The organism is Neobacillus drentensis (assembly GCF_036966985.1).
Classification (GTDB): Bacteria; Bacillota; Bacilli; order Bacillales; family Cytobacillaceae; genus Neobacillus; species Neobacillus drentensis_E.
In genome coordinates this window covers 1-16,569 of sequence record NZ_JBALSN010000086.1, presented here as the reverse complement: position 1 = coordinate 16,569, position 16,569 = coordinate 1, and the positions used below count along the sequence as shown (strand labels likewise).

14 protein-coding genes are annotated in these 16,569 nt (G+C 38.8%); 11 read left to right on the top strand and 3 right to left on the bottom strand.

The genetic code is table 11. The features are described from left to right. Positions 1–117: 117 nt before the first annotated feature. The 3 genes from V7659_RS06415 (at position 118) to V7659_RS06405 (ending at position 2,886) form a co-directional block, all read left to right on the top strand. Positions 118–858: an ABC transporter ATP-binding protein gene (locus tag V7659_RS06415; RefSeq protein ID WP_335453265.1), complete on the top strand. Its 741-nt coding sequence runs from the start codon at positions 118–120 to the stop codon at positions 856–858. Then, positions 851–2,062, top strand: a complete 1,212-nt coding sequence (locus V7659_RS06410; protein WP_335453268.1) for an ABC transporter permease — start codon at positions 851–853, stop codon at positions 2,060–2,062. Before V7659_RS06415 ends, V7659_RS06410 begins: the two co-directional genes overlap by 8 nt. Before the next feature lie 98 nt (positions 2,063–2,160). Continuing rightward, positions 2,161–2,886 carry an EcsC family protein gene (locus V7659_RS06405; RefSeq protein ID WP_335453271.1) on the top strand — a complete coding sequence of 242 codons (726 nt, stop codon included), beginning with the start codon at positions 2,161–2,163 and terminating at the stop codon, positions 2,884–2,886. A gap of 15 nt (positions 2,887–2,901) precedes the next feature. On the opposite strand, the gene V7659_RS06400 is transcribed toward V7659_RS06405, so the two are convergent. Next, complete coding sequence (locus V7659_RS06400) at positions 2,902–4,080, bottom strand: M20 family metallopeptidase (RefSeq protein ID WP_335453274.1); 1,179 nt, start codon at positions 4,078–4,080, stop codon at positions 2,902–2,904. Between the two features lie 147 nt (positions 4,081–4,227). Here V7659_RS06400 and V7659_RS06395 point away from each other — a divergent pair, with 147 nt between their 5' ends. Further along, the gene (locus tag V7659_RS06395; RefSeq protein ID WP_335453277.1) at positions 4,228–4,863 is read left to right on the top strand and encodes a phosphatase PAP2 family protein; all 636 of its coding nucleotides are present in this window, start codon (positions 4,228–4,230) and stop codon (positions 4,861–4,863) included. Between the two features lie 38 nt (positions 4,864–4,901). Here V7659_RS06395 and V7659_RS06390 read toward each other — a convergent pair whose 3' ends face one another. Beyond that, the gene (locus V7659_RS06390; protein ID WP_335453280.1) at positions 4,902–6,302 is read right to left on the bottom strand and encodes a hypothetical protein; all 1,401 of its coding nucleotides are present in this window, start codon (positions 6,300–6,302) and stop codon (positions 4,902–4,904) included. Between the two features lie 299 nt (positions 6,303–6,601). Here V7659_RS06390 and hemE point away from each other — a divergent pair, with 299 nt between their 5' ends. The 7 genes from hemE (at position 6,602) to V7659_RS06355 (ending at position 14,664) form a co-directional block, all read left to right on the top strand. Beyond that, on the top strand, positions 6,602–7,648 hold the full coding sequence (gene hemE / locus V7659_RS06385) for a uroporphyrinogen decarboxylase (RefSeq protein WP_335453283.1): 1,047 nt from the start codon (positions 6,602–6,604) through the stop codon (positions 7,646–7,648). A gap of 162 nt (positions 7,649–7,810) precedes the next feature. Then, a complete protein-coding gene (gene hemH / locus V7659_RS06380; RefSeq protein WP_335453286.1) occupies positions 7,811–8,746 on the top strand; it encodes a ferrochelatase in 936 nt (311 codons plus the stop codon). 34 nt (positions 8,747–8,780) lie between these two features. Then, positions 8,781–10,205, top strand: coding sequence for a protoporphyrinogen oxidase (gene hemY, locus V7659_RS06375; protein WP_335538884.1), 1,425 nt, complete (start codon positions 8,781–8,783; stop codon positions 10,203–10,205). A 172-nt stretch (positions 10,206–10,377) separates the two neighbouring features. Continuing rightward, positions 10,378–11,112, top strand: coding sequence for an MBL fold metallo-hydrolase (locus V7659_RS06370; RefSeq protein ID WP_335453291.1), 735 nt, complete (start codon positions 10,378–10,380; stop codon positions 11,110–11,112). A 16-nt stretch (positions 11,113–11,128) separates the two neighbouring features. Beyond that, a complete protein-coding gene (locus V7659_RS06365) occupies positions 11,129–12,118 on the top strand; it encodes a lipoate--protein ligase (RefSeq protein ID WP_335453293.1) in 990 nt (329 codons plus the stop codon). A 153-nt stretch (positions 12,119–12,271) separates the two neighbouring features. Next, positions 12,272–13,834 (top strand): fatty acid--CoA ligase family protein, encoded by a 1,563-nt coding sequence (locus V7659_RS06360; protein ID WP_335453295.1) that lies wholly within the window; start codon positions 12,272–12,274, stop codon positions 13,832–13,834. Positions 13,835–13,884: 50 nt separating this feature from the next. Beyond that, positions 13,885–14,664, top strand: coding sequence for an enoyl-CoA hydratase-related protein (locus V7659_RS06355; RefSeq protein ID WP_420491250.1), 780 nt, complete (start codon positions 13,885–13,887; stop codon positions 14,662–14,664). Positions 14,665–15,305: 641 nt separating this feature from the next. Here V7659_RS06355 and V7659_RS06350 read toward each other — a convergent pair. Next, positions 15,306–16,472: an IS256 family transposase gene (locus V7659_RS06350; RefSeq protein ID WP_335538882.1), complete on the bottom strand. Its 1,167-nt coding sequence runs from the start codon at positions 16,470–16,472 to the stop codon at positions 15,306–15,308. Positions 16,473–16,569: the final 97 nt, after the last annotated feature.

Here is a 16,569-nt window from a genome sequence, read left to right as displayed (position 1 = left end):
ATGATAACCAATGTGAAAAGTAATATACAAAAAAATGATAAAAAATTTGAAAACTATTTTTATCAACAACATTTTGTTAAAATAAAGAGATAATCCTGCTTAGGAAGGACGTTGCAAATGTCTTTATTAACAATTGAAAATCTTGTTGGAGGCTATACCAGAAACCCTGTTTTAAAAGATATTTCTTTTGAAGTAAATGAAAAAGAACTGGTCGGTCTGATCGGACTAAATGGTGCAGGCAAAAGTACAACCATAAAACATATTATTGGATTAATGGAACCGCACAAAGGAGCAGTTAAAATAAAAGGACAAACCTTTACTGAAAATAAAGAAGCCTATCGAAAATTGTTTACGTTTGTTCCCGAAACCCCGGTTTTATATGAAGAATTGACACTTGAGGAGCATTTAAGACTTACAGCGATGGCTTACGGCCTTGATGAAACCACCTATAAAGAGCGTGTTAATCCATTACTGAGAGAATTTCGAATGGAAAAGCGTTTAAAGTGGTTTCCTGCCCATTTTTCTAAAGGTATGAAACAAAAAGTAATGATAATGTGTGCCTTTTTAATTCAGCCATCCTTATACATAGTGGATGAACCTTTTGTTGGACTGGATCCACTAGGGATTCAATCCTTGCTTGATTTAATGAAAAAGATGAAAGATAGCGGAGCAGGCATCTTAATGTCTACTCATATACTTGCGACAGCTGAAAAATATTGTGATCGATTTGTGATCTTGCATGAGGGGCAAATTCGAGCAAAGGGGACATTAGAAGAGTTGAGGGAGCAGTTCTCAATGCCTGCTGCTTCTTTAGATGATTTGTATATTCAATTAACAAAGGAAGAAAATTATGTTTGATGATAAAAAGCTTTGGAAGGAACGTGCAAGCAGTCGTGTTAAGGATTTAGGAAGGTATTTGCGCTATATTTTTAATGGACATCTTGTTGTTGTCTTATTGTTCTTAATTGGGACAGCTTCATTTTATTACCAACGGTGGATTGAAAATCTGCCTGCTGGCTTTCCTGTTGAAATCGTGATTGCAGTTGTTATTGGATTTTTGCTTACTTACAGCCCAGTTTACAATTTTCTACTTGAAGCAGATCAGGTATTTATCCTACCTCTTGAGGATAAATTAAAAGGGTATTTCCTTCGTTCTGGGATTGCCAGCCTTGTTTTTCAGGGATACCTACTGCTCATGGTTTTAGCTGTACTAATGCCAATGTATGCACATATTAGCAATCATGGTTTTCGATCATTTCTGCCTTTTTTTGTGATTCTTCTCTTTATAAAAGCATGGAATTTAGCAGCAGGCTGGCGGATTGATTATTTTGTCCAGTCAGCAGTCCATAGGTGGGACCTGATTGTTCGCTATTTTATTAATGCTACTTTTACTTTTTTGTTATTTAAACAGGCGAGCTTGTTTATGTTGTTAGCCATTGTGGTGGTTTGTGCACTATATTATCGCACTTTTTTTGTTCAGACAAAGAACATGGGGCTTAAATGGGATAGACTAATTATCCAAGAAGAGAAAAGAATGTCTTCATTTTACAGACTTGCTAACATGTTTACCGATGTGCCTAAATTAAGGGATACTGTCAAAAGAAGAAAATGGCTGGATTTATTCCTTAACAGAATTTCATTCTCACGAGAAAATACATATCTTTATTTGTTTTCGAGAGCCTTCTTACGTTCATCCGATTATCTTGGACTCTTTATGCGCTTAACTATCATTGGCGCACTAGCGATTTATTTTATTTCTTTTGGCATGGGCCAAATTTTGCTCGGAATTTTATTCTTATATTTAACAGGTTTTCAACTGCTGCCGCTTTGGAACCATCATCAAAACAAACTATGGGTGGATTTATATCCAGTGGAAAGAAGATTTAAAACAGCAGCCTTTTCCAAATTATTAATGACCATCTTAACTATCCAAACGAGCATCTATACTTTGCTTATTTTAGTAAAAGGTGAGTTAATGATTTCGGGCTTGAATTTACTTGCTGGCCTTGTATTTACCTTTATTTTTGTTTATTTTTACGCGAAAAATCGAATAAAAGCGTAATCTCCAAAATCCCCTTTTATCATGGAAGGGGATTTTTCCTGAAACTATTGGGCGGAAATCTCGTATATATGCATAAAATTATAGTGGAGGGGTGGCATATGAACGAGTATGAGTTAAAGGTGTTTGAGGAGATCGAAGAGTGGAAGCGAAAATTAACTAGACGTTCGGGGATGATGAACCGAATATCAAAAAAAGCTCAAGGGAAAATTAATGAATTAATCCCTGATAAAGTTCATGAGGTAATGACAGAAAGTATCAAAGCCATGGTTCAGGCTACTTTATTTGGATCGCAAATGACAACGAATAAGGACCAGGCACGAGGGTTAAGTTTAGCAGAAAGAGATGAATTGGCCGTTAAAAAGATTGCTGCTTTTCAGAAGACAGCGATGATTGAAGGAGCAGGTACAGGGGCAGGTGGAATTCTGCTTGGACTGGCTGACTTTCCTCTTCTCCTTTCGATAAAGATGAAATTTCTATTTGAAGCAGCTTCCATCTATGGTTTTAATACAAAGGAGTATGCCGAGAGACTATTTATCCTTCATGTTTTTCAACTGGCGTTTTCCAGTGAAGATATTCGTAAGAATACATTAGTTGAAATTGAAAATTGGGAAAAACGCAAAGAGACACTCGTGGAAATGGATTGGCGTAAATTCCAGCAGGAGTACCGGGACTATATTGACCTTGCAAAAATGCTCCAGCTTGTACCGGGAATTGGTGCGTTTGTTGGTGCATATGCCAATAACAATCTCCTCAAGCATCTAGGAGAAACAGCCATGAACGCCTATCGATTAAGATTACTGCAAAAATCCCCTGACCCAATTTGAGGCCAGGGGATTTTCTTATTCATTTCTATGGACGGTAATTGCTGCGACACCTAGTGTTTTCGCGGCAATTAACATTGCCTTTTCATCAATATCAAATTTAGGATGGTGATGCGGGTAGCCAATCTCGGAACTAGTAGGTTTCGCACCAGTAAAGAAGAACGTACCAGGCACGTATTGCAAATAATAAGCGAAATCTTCTCCGCCCATTTGCGGCTCAGTTTCTTCAATGTTTATTACTTCAGCTACTTGTTCTGCACAGGATGCCAAAAATGCTGTTTCATTTGCATGATTGACTACTGCTGGATAGCCCCGCTCATAACTAAAATGATAAGAACTTCCCGTCATAGCACATGTGCCTGAAATAATTCTGTCCATTTCATCTTCTATAAATTGGCGGACGTCATCATTGAAGGTACGAACAGTGCCAATAAGTTGGGCTTTGTCTGCGATAATGTTAAATGCATTTTGAGCTGTGAAAGAGCCGACAGTGACAACAGCAGAATCAATCGGATTCACCCTTCGACTGACAATCTGCTGTAGATTTAAAACAAGCTGGGATGCTATAACGATGGCGTCCTGGGTTTTATGTGGCTGCGCACCGTGCCCGCCTTTACCTTGAATATCGATTTCAAATCGGTCAGCTGCCGCCATGATCGGCCCGGTTCGATATTGTATAGTTCCGGTAGGTTCACTTGCCCATAAATGAGTCCCAAAAATCACATCAACACCCTCTAAGCAGCCATCCTCAATCATTGAAATTGCACCACCAGGGGCGTACTCCTCTGCATGTTGATGGATAAAGACATAAGTGCCTTCTAATTCCTCTTTAAAGTCATTTAATGTTTTTGCGAGGACTAGGAGTGTCGCTGTATGTCCATCATGGCCACAAGCGTGCATTACCCCTGGTACTAATGATTTATAGGGAACATCCTTCTCGTCCTGAATAGGAAGAGCATCAAAATCTGCCCGTAATGCCACGGTTTTACCTGGTTTTTTCCCATGAACCTTCGCAACCACACCATTTCCGCCAACATTACCCTTGACTTCAATTTGGAGTTTTTCATAAAATGATTGAATGTAATTTGCCGTATTATATTCTTGAAAAGATAATTCCGGATGCTGATGCAAATAACGGCGGATAGCAACCATTTCGTCATAGGAACTTTCAAGTGCAGTAAACAGTTTGTTTAACATATCTAATCCCCCAAACATTTCAGAAATGAAGAAAGTATTTTCAAACTATTTTAACACTTTTATATTATAAAGTAGATTTTTATATTCTTTTTAATTATACTTTTACTAGAATTTTTATTAGCTGAGAAAGAAGAAAGGGTTTGGAGGATGGAACGAAAGAACAAAAGAAGTTTTTCCTATCTATTTATTATTTTTGCTGTTTTATGCGCAGTGTTTATATCCATAAAGGTCGCAATGAGCAGCCACTTTTGGATAGATGAAAAGGTTGCAGGGCTATTTTCACATGTACCTGAGTCAGTCATTCCATTTTTTATCCGAGTAACAGAAATGGGAGATAAAAAAGGGATTGGGGTTGTAGCTTTACTTGCGCTTGTCTGGCTGTTATTAAGAAAGAGGAACTATGTAGGTGCCGCTGTCTTGGCTTTGTCGGTTGCCATCGGAAATGAAATAAGTAAATTAATAAAAGATCTTTTTGAGCGACCTAGGCCAGACCTTGAGCACCTTGTTAATGTGAAAAGTTATAGCTTCCCGAGCGGCCATGCCATGGTGGGGATGATTGTTTATTTTATGATTGCCTATCTTATCATGGAAGGTGTAAAATCTAGAGCGGGAAAAATTATTATTGCCGTTATTACTGCCATCTTACTTTTATTGATTGGTGCAAGCCGAATTATTTTACAAGTTCATTATCCTACGGACGTACTGGGCGGCTATGCATTTGGTTATCTCTGGGTAGTTATTTCGATTCTATTATACAACTATTTTAAGAAACGAATAAACTAAGCAAAGAGGCTGGTCAGAGATCAGCCTCTTTGCTTGGATTAAATGAGGAACATCGCAACAATCGTTGTAACAACAAGACCGATCACAACTGGCAGAAGGTTTCGTCTTGCTAGTTCAAAAGGGTCCACATTACAGATGGCTGCAGCTGGTATTAACGCCCAAGGTACGAGCGTACCTCCGCCTACCCATATTGCAGCAATTTGCCCAAGGGCTGTCAATGTGGCTGCACCTTTGCCGATGGCAACTGCAAAAAGGCTTGCTACCGACCCTGCAAGAGAAATTCCAGAAAAGCCTGAACCATCTAATCCAGTGATGGCCCCAACTGTAGTCAGGGTAATTGCCCCAACTTCTTTACTTAACGGTACGATACTTGCAAGGGACACACCTAAGTCATTAACAATTCCTTGCGATGCTTTAGGTAAAAAGTCGCCAATAATTTTCCCAAATCCGGCATCACCCAAGTAGAAGAATGCAGCAATTGGGATAACAGGTCCAAACACCTTAAAACCAAATTGGAATCCTTCAATTAAATACTGGGTTGTTTTCTCTAAGCCCTTATTTTTATGGCTGGTTAATGCAATTAACAGGAGAATTAATATGGAGGTACCACCGATTAAAGCGGTTGCATCTCCACCAGCTAAATCAAGGACTGACATAGCGGCAACGTCCGCTGCAAATAATAGCGGTACTAAAAAAGCAAAGAAACGTTTTTGCCCAATTAATAAAAGCGTAGGTTGATCGGTGGTGGTTCCTTCAGCTGGATGGCCCTCGCTGACGGAGGTTGTAGTTAGTACACCGCGCTTCATATCTCTTCTCAAGAAGTAGAAGGCAGCAACGGTTGTAACTAGCCCCATGATAAACACTAAAGGAATACTGGCATTAATGACATCTTGAATGGGAATACCAGCTGCATCGGAGGTTAGCTTGGGAGCAGCTTGAATGACGAAGTCACCGGATAAAGCGATTCCATGACCAAACAAGTTCATTGCCATGGCAACACCAAGAGCAGGAAGTCCGGCACGAATCGCAACAGGGAGAAGAACAGCCCCTAATAACGCAACAGCAGGAGAAGGCCAGAAAAACCAGGAGATTACCATCATTAGAATCCCAATAGTCCAATACGCGAGAGTTGGGTTTCGTATTAGCTTTCGAAAAGGAGAAATCATCACATCATTTATTCCTGTTACCGTTAATGTATTGCTCATCGCAACAATAATGGAAATAACAAGAATAGTAGATAATAATTCCGTAATGGCATAACTGAAACTGTTGAAAATACTGCTAATTGAATGACTTAACGAACCTGTTGCTGTAATAGCAATTAGGAAAATACCGACAATACATACAATCGATGTGTCCCTTCTCATGACCATAAATCCAATAATAAGGACAATAAACGTCACATAGATCCAATGAAGAGCAGTAAGCTCGACAATCATATCATTCCCTCCTTTCAATCACCCAGGGGGCTATAGCCCTGTTGGATGTAATACAGAATATGAAAATTGCCCTAAGTGGTGAGAGGAAAAAGTGAAAAAATATTGTAAGCGGCCTGCCGAATTTAACAATTTTTAAAACGCAAAAACGACTTTTTTTTGACAGTTAATATCGTTAGCTATACACAAATAGGATAAATAGTTATAGTAAATACAGTTTAGAAAGAATCAGTAAGTTTTAAATTCATGCTATATATATTAAAATGGACAACAGACACGTCTTTGAAAGGTGGACTATAGTAATGACAAGACCAATGAATGAAACATTTTTAAAAGCAGCAAGAGGCGAGAAAACAGATCATGTACCTGTTTGGTATATGCGACAAGCAGGGAGATCACAGCCAGAGTATAGAGCAATTAAAGAAAAGTACTCTCTTTTTGAAATAACCCACCAGCCTGAGTTATGTGCGTATGTAACTCGCTTGCCTGTTGAGCAATATAACGTTGATGCAGCGATTTTATATAAAGATATCATGACACCTCTTCCTGCGATTGGAATGGAAGTAGAAATAAAGGGAGGAATTGGGCCCGTAATAGACAATCCCATTCGTTCTTTAGCAGATGTGGAAAAACTAGGTGAAATTAATCCAGAAGAAGACGTTCCTTACGTGTTAGACACCATTAAATTATTAACTCAGGAGCAGTTATCTGTGCCATTAATAGGTTTTTCGGGTGCACCTTTTACACTTGCAAGTTATATGATCGAAGGCGGTCCTTCTAAAAACTATAATAAGACTAAAGCTTTTATGTACACGGATCCAAAGGCCTGGTTTGCATTAATGGACAAACTTGGCGATATGATTATTACATACGTAAAGTCGCAAATTAAAGCCGGTGCAAGGGCAATCCAGATTTTTGATTCATGGGTCGGAGCGTTAAATGTGGAGGATTATCGTTACTTCATTAAGCCTATCATGAACCGTATCTTTTCTTCATTAAAAGAGGAAAATGTTCCGTTAATTATGTTCGGTGTGGGTGCGAGTCATCTTGCATTAGAATGGAATGACCTTCCGCTTAATGTGGTTGGGTTAGATTGGCGTTTACCAATTCACCAAGCACGGGAAATGGGTATTGATAAAACGGTTCAAGGTAACCTTGATCCAGCTATATTGTTAGCCCCATGGGAAGTAATTGAAGAAAGAGCAAAAGCTATTTTAGACCAAGGAATGGCACGGGATGGCTATATCTTTAATTTAGGCCATGGTGTATTCCCTTCTGTAAATCCAGAAACCTTAAAGAAATTAACTTCATTTGTCCATGAGTATTCAGCATCCAAATTAAGTCGGTAAATTCCCATCATAAGTTTTAAAATTGGTAAGGAGTCCAATTTTTTGGCACAATAAGATGGGCAGCTTTATATGGGGTCATTAAGAGCTTCCAGCATTTAGTGGCCCATCCCAAACATTTTGAATGGGGAAAGCGCGAACAGATTTAATAAACGAGGTGCGAACATGACAAAAAAGAAAATGGGTTTGCTGGTAATGGCTTATGGTACCCCATATACATTAGATGATTTAGAGGGATACTATACCCACATTCGACATGGCCGGAAGCCCACTCCAGAAATGATCGAAGAACTTCGAAGCCGGTATGAGGCCATTGGAGGGATTTCCCCATTAGCTAAGATTACCCTTCTGCAAGCAGAAAAGCTCGAGGAACATTTAAATAGTGTTCAACAGGACATAGAATTCAAAATGTATCTTGGTTTAAAACACATTACCCCCTTTATTGAAGATGCAGTGAAACAAATGCATAATGACGGAATCGATGAAGCTATTAGTATCGTTCTTGCTCCTCATTATTCAACTTTCAGCATAAAATCCTATAATGGAAGAGCCATAGAAGAAGCAGAAAAATTAGGCGGTAAACTAAAAATTAGAGCCATAGACAGTTGGTATCAAGAACCAAAGTTTATTGATTATTGGGTTGATAAGGTAAAGGAAGTATTTGCAGGAATGCCTCAAGATGAGAAGGATCAATCTGTTCTGATTGTTTCCGCACATAGTCTGCCTGAAAAGATTCTCCAGTTCGGCGATCCTTACCCAAGCCAACTTCAAGAAACTGCAGACCTCATTGCAAAACAGGCAGGAATAAAAAATTATGTGGTAGGATGGCAAAGTGCTGGGCAAACTCCAGAACCATGGCTTGGTCCAGATGTTCAGGATTTAACTAGGGATTTATACAATGACCATCATTATAAAGCATTTGTATATGCACCAGTAGGGTTTGTATGTGAACACCTTGAAGTGCTGTATGATAATGATTTTGAATGTAGAAAAGTGACGGAAGAATTAGGTGTTAGTTATTATCGTCCGGAAATGCCTAATGCTAAAGAAGAATTTATTGATGCATTATCGACCGTCGTCCTTAAAATGACTGCAATATAAGCTTTATAATATGCGTTGAAGGAAGGTGACCACCGTGACGGAAGAAAAACAAAAAATCATTATCATTGGGGGAGGGATTGCTGGGCTTACCTCAGCTTTCTATCTTCAAAAAGCGATTCAGGAAGAGAATCTCCCTTTTGAGTTAAAACTAATCGAAGCATCCCATCGTCTCGGCGGCAAAATGCAAACTGTTATCAGGGATGGCTTTACAATTGAGAGAGGGCCGGATTCGTTTCTAGCCCGGAAATTGAGTATAAGCAGGCTTGCAAAGGAAGTAGGAATGGAAGATCAATTAGTCCATAATTCCACAGGTAAATCATACGTTTTAGTTAATGAGAAACTTCATTCTATGCCCGGTGGTTCGATTATGGGAATCCCAACCGAAGTTGGACCTTTTCTCACAACTGGTCTTTTTTCCATTCCCGGTAAATTAAGAGCAGCAGCGGATTTCATTCTACCAAGGTCTGAAAGTGGAAAAGACCAATCCTTAGGTGAATTCTTCAGGAGAAGACTTGGAGATGAAGTTGTTGAAAACTTAATTGAACCGTTATTGTCTGGAATTTATGCGGGGGATATTGATCAATTAAGCCTCATGTCTACTTTCCCACAGTTTTATGAAGTAGAACAGAAATACAGAAGCCTGATCATTGGAATGAAAAAATCTACTCCTTCCCAACCGAAAACGCCTGTTAATAAGGAAAAAGCAAAAGGTGCCTTCTTAACCTTTAAAACAGGATTACAATCGTTCGCTGAAGCCATAGAAGCAAAAATAGATCCCAAAACCATCTTAAAAGGTCATCGAGTTGATAAAATTACTAAGCACGGCAATAAATATGATGTAAATCTCAATAATGGAGAAATATTAGTGGCAGATAGCATTATAGCAGCGACTCCTCATAAGATAACTCAGTCGATGTTTGCGGATTATCACTTTTTTGATCCATTTAAAGCAGTCCCTTCGACATCAGTAGCCACTGTGGCTTTAGCTTTTCCTGAAGAGGCTGTGAAAAATGATATTGATGGAACTGGGTTCGTCGTTTCTAGAAACAGTGATTATTCAATTACTGCTTGTACTTGGACACACAAAAAGTGGGCACATTCAACACCAAAAGGTAAAGTACTTTTACGTTGTTATGTGGGACGAGCAGGAGAGGAAACCATCGTTGACCTCTCTGATGATCGAATTATCAAGATTGTCTTGGATGATTTGAAAAAGACCATGGATATCACAATGAATCCTGACTTTTCAATTATCTCACGTTGGCAAAATTCAATGCCTCAATATACCGTTGGCCATAAACAGCGTTTAACGGACATCTTAGCGCATATGAATGCTGAACTGCCTGGGGTATTTTTAGCAGGTGCTTCATATGGCGGTGTTGGACTCCCAGATTGCATTGATCAAGGTGAGGCAGCCGTCCAAAATGTATTAAATTATTTAAAAAAAGAAAATTCCTAAACCGAAGCTGTACATTGCTGGCAGCTTCTTTTTTCTGCTTGCATTCGGTTCAAAGATTTTAGGCTATTATATCAAGTGGTGACATTTATTTTCGGCTGGTTTTTGTTTTATAATGAAGTGATATGGTTTTTTAGCATTGTAGGAACTTACACTATGAAGTGGAGGCGTTATTTTGAAACTTACGGTTATTGGTTATTGGGGTGGATATCCAAAGCTGAATGAAGCTAGTTCTGGTTATCTCCTTGAACATGATGGGTTTCAATTATTAATTGATTGTGGAAGCGGGGTACTTTCAAAGTTACAAAATATTACCCAGCCTGAGGAACTAGATGCAGTAATCCTTTCACATTATCATCCTGACCACGTCGCAGATATTGGCGTCTTACAGCATGCAAGATTAATCCAAGGCTTTTTAGGAAAGAAGACCCGAACATTGCCTCTATATGGTCATGATTTGGATCAATATGAATTTAGCAAATTAACCTATAAAGATATAACAAAAGGAGTTGCCTATTATCCTAGTGGGGTTCTCACCATCGGTCCATTTCATGTTTCTTTTCTTAGAACAGATCACCCGGCCCCGTGCTATGCGATGAGAATAGAAGCAGATGGAAAAGCAATTATTTATACTGGTGATAGTTCGTATAAAGAGGAGTTTATTGAATTCAGTCGAAATGCTGATTTACTGCTTTGTGAATGTAACTTTTATGGACATCAAAATGGAAAATCAGCTGGACACATGAACAGTTTTGACGCTGGAAGGTTTGCACAAAAAGCAGAAGTGAAGCAATTAATTCTAACACATTTGCCTCACTATGGGTCATTACCTCAGTTAATTACTGAAGCATCAAGTGAGTTTACTGGTATAATTAGGCTTGCAGAAGAGTTTCAGTCTATTTCAATATAAGAAGGGGCCGTCAACTATGTTATTTATTGATAATAAAGGAATCACTGATCCACAGATAAATTTGGCAATTGAGGAGTACTCTCTGAAAAATCTTGATATTAATGAAACGTATTTATTATTTTACATAAATGAACCATCGATCATTATTGGTAAGAACCAAAATACAATAGAAGAAATTAATACAGAGTATGTGGAAGGTAACGGCATTAAAGTTGTCCGCAGGCTGTCAGGCGGCGGTGCGGTCTATCATGATCTTGGTAATTTAAACTTTAGTTTTATCACTAAGGATGACGGGGAAAGTTTTCATAACTTCCGTAAATTTACTGAACCGGTTGTGACTGCATTAAAAAAATTAGGGGTAAACGCAGAATTAAGCGGCAGAAATGACATCGAGGTTGGAGGCAGAAAGATTTCTGGAAATGCCCAATTTTCAACCAAGGGTAGAATGTTTAGCCATGGGACGTTAATGCTAAATTCAGAAATAGAAAATGTCGTCTCAGCGTTAAAAGTTAAAAAAGATAAAATTGAGTCCAAAGGAATTAAATCAGTCCGAAGCCGAGTTGCTAATATTTCTGAATTTCTTGAGGAGAAGATGGAAATTGGTGAATTCAGATCCTTACTGTTAAAGAATATTTTTGAGGGGCAAGAAGAAATTCCAGAATATATTCTTACGGAAGAGGATTGGGAAAAAATTCACCAACTTTCAAAAGAACGCTACCAAAACTGGGACTGGAATTATGGAAGATCGCCTAAGTTCAATTTACAGCATTCTCACCGCTTTCCTGTAGGCAGTATTGATGTTCGTCTAGAGGTCAATAAAGGGATCATTGAAAATTGTAAAATCTATGGCGACTTTTTTGGTGTGGGTGATGTAAGTGAAATTGAGGAGAAGTTAACGAGGACGCGTTATGAAAAAAGTGAAATCGAAAAGGCACTTGCAAACATCGATACAACCCATTACTTTGGAAATATTGCAAAGGAAGATTTTTTAAACTTATTATATTAAGATGCGGGGCACAGTGTTTTCAAATGCTGTGCCATTTTTTTATCTGAATTTCCAAGTATTATACTTGAATAGGTTCTTTTCTTTTAATATAATATGTTTAGAAAATTGCTACTATTTTGTGAATGAATATTCATTCAACTAAGGGGGAGAAATATGAATCTTTTATCAAAGTTTGAAGAATCAGCGAAGAACTTTGCTGCTAAACCAGCCTATTATTTTATGAACCAAACATGTACTTATGCTGAATTAGATGGTGCAATTACTAAATTTGCATCCGGTTTAGAAAAATTAGGGGTAAAACAAGGAGATCATATTGCATTATTGTTGGGGAACTCGCCGCACTTTGTAATCAGCTTATATGGGGCATTACGATTGGGGGCAACTGTTATTCCCGTGAATTCCATATATACTGCCGATGAGATTGGCTACATATTAAATAATGGTGACGTTAAAGCAGTTATCGGACTTGACCTGGCGATCCCATTAGTTGAAAAAATCCACACTTCCCTTTCCAAAATAGAGCACTATATTATTTGTGAAACGACACCAACTAGCAATATAGAATCGAAGATTGAAAACCTATCATGCTCTTCAAAAATGAAATCGTTTTCAATGGTGATTGCTGCTGGAGACCTAACCTTTAAAGGACCTGAGCTCCAAGACGATGAGACTGCTGTCATTCTTTATACATCCGGTACAACAGGCCAACCAAAGGGTGCAATGTTAACCCATAAAAATTTATATAGTAATGCTAAAGATGTTAGTGAGTATTTGAAAATGAATTCCGAAGATAAGATAGTAACGGTTCTTCCTATGTTCCATGTTTTCTGTTTGACCGTTGCCTTAAATGCACCATTATTAAGTGGAGCAACGCTATTAATAGCCCCAAAATTTAGTCCAAAAGAAATCTTTGAACTAGTTAAAGAAAATAGAGCTACTGTTTTTGCGGGTGTCCCAACCATGTATAATTTCCTTCTTCAATATCCTGAAGGAAATCCTGAAGACTTAAATTCTTTACGCCTATGTATTTCAGGTGGGGCTTCCTTACCTGTAGCTCTGTTAAAGAATTTTGAACAAAAATTTAATGTTGTCATTTCTGAAGGCTATGGGTTGTCTGAGGCTTCTCCGGTTACTTGCTTTAATCCGCTTGACCGCCCGCGTAAACCAGGGTCAATCGGAACATCCATCCTCCGTGTTGAAAATAAAATCCTCAATGAGCTTAGTGAAGAAGTCGCTATTGGTGAGGTAGGAGAATTGGTTGTAAGAGGTCCTAATGTCATGAAGGGGTACTATAAAATGCCTGAAGAAACAGCAGCAACGATTAGAAATGGCTGGCTTCATACCGGGGATCTTGCCAGAATGGATGAAGATGGTTACTTTTATATTGTCGATCGGAAAAAGGATCTCATCCTAGTGGGCGGCTATAATGTTTATCCGCGTGAAGTGGAGGAGGTTATTTATAACCATTCAGATATTGTCGAGGTGGCTGTTCTCGGCGTTCCAGACCCAAATCTTGGGGAGGCTGTAAAAGCTTTTGTAGTCAGCAAGAATCCTGAGCTAACAACAGAACAATTACTTAATTATTGTAAGGAGCGTTTAGCCAAGTATAAAATTCCATCTTCGATTGAATTCATTGAAGAACTTCCAAAGAATACAACCGGGAAAATCTTAAGACGGGCACTAAAGACACAAGTAGCCCAAACTGTCAGTAACTAGTATTTATTTCGGAGGGCAGGTTGTGTTAACCTGCCCTTTTAAGGGGGAGCATGGTGGAGCCAATTTTACTGGAATTTAAAAATCATGTGGCGGTTGTCACAATTAATCGGGCCGATTCTCTAAATGCGTTTAATTATGAGACCTTACTGGTCTTACAGAAAAAGGTCGAAGAAATTCGAATAAATCCAGAAGTTCGGGCTGTTCTATTTATTGGTGCCGGAGAAAAGGCATTTAGTGTGGGGGCTGACTTAAAGGAACGAAAAACATTAACGGATGAACAAGTGAAGCGAAATCTTTATAAAATTAATGAGGTTTTTACAGCGATTGATAGTCTGCCTCAGCCGACTATTGCCGCGATAAATGGGTTTGCGTTTGGTGGAGGTATGGAGTTAGCTTTGGCTTGTGATTTCCGCTTTGCAGCTAAAGAAGCACTAATGGGGTTAACGGAAACGAGTCTTGCCATCATTCCTGGTGCAGGGGGGACACAACGTCTACCGCGCTTGATTGGTCAGGCGAAGGCTTTGGAACTCATTTTAACGGCACGGCGCTTGTCCGCTGATGAGGCTTTTAACTATGGACTGCTGACAAAAGTTGTAGAGCGGAAGGAATTAATGGCAGAATGTTTAGCTTTTTGTTCGCAATTGCTGGCAAATGGTCCAATTGCCGTGCAGCAGGCCAAGTTTGCCATAAAGAATGGGATGAATACGGACCTAAACACAGGATTACAAATTGAAAGAAAGGCATACGAAGTAACACTCCCAACAGAGGATCGAGTTGAAGCATTACAGGCTTTCTCTGAAAAAAGAAAGCCCGCCTTTAAAGGGAAATAAAGATACATGGTGCTTGGCGTAACGGGTTCGGTTCAAAAGTGCAAAATAAGAAATTACAATATAATTGGGAGTCCAATTCGTATATCAATTGGGGTCTGTATATTTGTTGGTATATAAGGATTTTTGCATTTTTAACAGCCAAATCAGCAGTACAATTCACGCAACCATTAACAAGAGTCTGTTGGACAGCAGACAATTTCTGAACATTGTGCTATAAAGAATGTTAATTGTATTACGTTGTTTAAATTTCGTAGGACAACTGTTAATTAAGTTCTTTCCTCTTTAATAAAAAGGCATTGTTAAATAAATCTGTTGATAACCAGAGTAAAAATAAGCGGAGAACTTCCGGTTATTTGCAGAATGGAGCCAGTTTCGGGGAATATAAGGGGAGATTTTCCGCTTATGCAAAGCAAAATCCCCCATTTTTCAGTCAAGTCCTGATTATTGTGTAAAATCAAAAGCAATTGTTTTCAGCTTTACCTTTGATGATTCTCTATCCATACCCTTTCATTTTTTGACGAAACTTCCATGGTTTTTTATCTACATATCCGGGGAGGGCTGTCAAAGGCTTTTCACTTTGACAGCCCTCCCTGGATATGTGATCATTCCATGATGGAAGCGAGTAAAAAATAAAAGTTTTATTAGTTATTAAGTAATGTCTTTCTCTTGGAGTAGACATCCTGATATTGCATGAGAACAGCGCCTACCAATCGAAAGGCAGATTGTGTATTGGGGAAGATACGAATAACTTTCTCCCTTCTACGGACTTCCTGGTTTAAGCGTTCAAGTGAATTTGTGCTTCGAATATGAGGGTGCATCTTCTCAGGAAAGTTTAGGTATTGAATAGCATCTTCGAAGCCTTCATCTAATGTTTCTAAGGCCTTGGCATATTTAGCTTCATCACCAAACTGGTTCATTAATTCGTTCTTAAATCTTCGGACATCCTCCATCGTAACAGCTTCAAAGACACGTTTAATCATCATGCGTATCTCTACGGAATCTTTCTTGGAGAGTTTCTCTATTATATTGCGTTTAAAATGCACCATGCATCTTTGCCATGTAGTACCGATAAAATCGCGCTGTATTGCCTTTTGGAGCCCTAGATGAGCATCTGAGATGACCAGTTTGGGAGATTGAAGCCCACGGGATTTAAGCTGTTGGAAGAAACGGCTCCAACTCTCGAAATCTTCTGCATGATCCACACTAAGCCCAAGAATTTCACGTGTATTCTTCTCAGTAATTGCAGTAGCGATGTACACAGCTTTTGAGACAACCCGGTTGTGTTCCCGGACCTTTATATACATGGCATCTACAAAAATATAAGGGTAGTACATAACATTTAAAGGGCGTTTAGACCATTCATTAATAATGGGGTCAAGCTTTTGGGTAAGGGAAGATACAAACGATTTCGAAATGTTTTCCCCACAGAGTTGCTCGACAATATGCGTGACCTTTCTGGTTGAAACGCCGTTAATGACCATTTCCAGCATGGCGAGGACCAGGGCTTGGTCACAACGGGCGTACTTGTCAAAGACTGAAGTGGAAAACTCACCATTTCTGGTCCTGGGTACCTTTAGCTTTAGTTTGCCAATACCTAGGATCAATTCACGTTCATAGAAGCCGTTACGATAGTCTCGACGATCTGGAGATCGTTCATAAGCAGCTGCCTGTAAATAATCATCTCTCTCTTTTTCCATGACTTCATTAAGAACTAAGACAATCGCTGATTTAATCACCATATCGAGATTAGAATTGATGATGGATTCTTTTAAAAGGTCTAAATCTAGGTTAAACTGTAAGTGAGTCATTTAATTCCTCTTTTCATTGTTTATCGTCGCTGAAAACAGTGTTGCCAAGAGTGAATAAAATGACTCTTTCTTTTTACACAATTATATGGACTTAATC

Excerpts from the sequence above, each read along its gene's own strand:
- V7659_RS06415 (WP_335453265.1), top strand. The coding sequence starts at position 118 with ATGTCTTTATTAACAATTGAAAATCTTGTTGGAGGCTATACCAGAAAC.
- V7659_RS06410 (WP_335453268.1), top strand. The coding sequence starts at position 851 with ATGTTTGATGATAAAAAGCTTTGGAAGGAACGTGCAAGCAGTCGTGTT.
- V7659_RS06405 (WP_335453271.1), top strand. The coding sequence starts at position 2,161 with ATGAACGAGTATGAGTTAAAGGTGTTTGAGGAGATCGAAGAGTGGAAG.
- V7659_RS06400 (WP_335453274.1), bottom strand. The coding sequence starts at position 4,080 with ATGTTAAACAAACTGTTTACTGCACTTGAAAGTTCCTATGACGAAATG.
- V7659_RS06395 (WP_335453277.1), top strand. The coding sequence starts at position 4,228 with ATGGAACGAAAGAACAAAAGAAGTTTTTCCTATCTATTTATTATTTTT.
- V7659_RS06390 (WP_335453280.1), bottom strand. The coding sequence starts at position 6,302 with ATGATTGTCGAGCTTACTGCTCTTCATTGGATCTATGTGACGTTTATT.
- hemE (WP_335453283.1), top strand. The coding sequence starts at position 6,602 with ATGACAAGACCAATGAATGAAACATTTTTAAAAGCAGCAAGAGGCGAG.
- hemH (WP_335453286.1), top strand. The coding sequence starts at position 7,811 with ATGACAAAAAAGAAAATGGGTTTGCTGGTAATGGCTTATGGTACCCCA.
- V7659_RS06365 (WP_335453293.1), top strand. The coding sequence starts at position 11,129 with ATGTTATTTATTGATAATAAAGGAATCACTGATCCACAGATAAATTTG.
- V7659_RS06360 (WP_335453295.1), top strand. The coding sequence starts at position 12,272 with ATGAATCTTTTATCAAAGTTTGAAGAATCAGCGAAGAACTTTGCTGCT.
- V7659_RS06355 (WP_420491250.1), top strand. The coding sequence starts at position 13,885 with ATGGTGGAGCCAATTTTACTGGAATTTAAAAATCATGTGGCGGTTGTC.
- V7659_RS06350 (WP_335538882.1), bottom strand. The coding sequence starts at position 16,472 with ATGACTCACTTACAGTTTAACCTAGATTTAGACCTTTTAAAAGAATCC.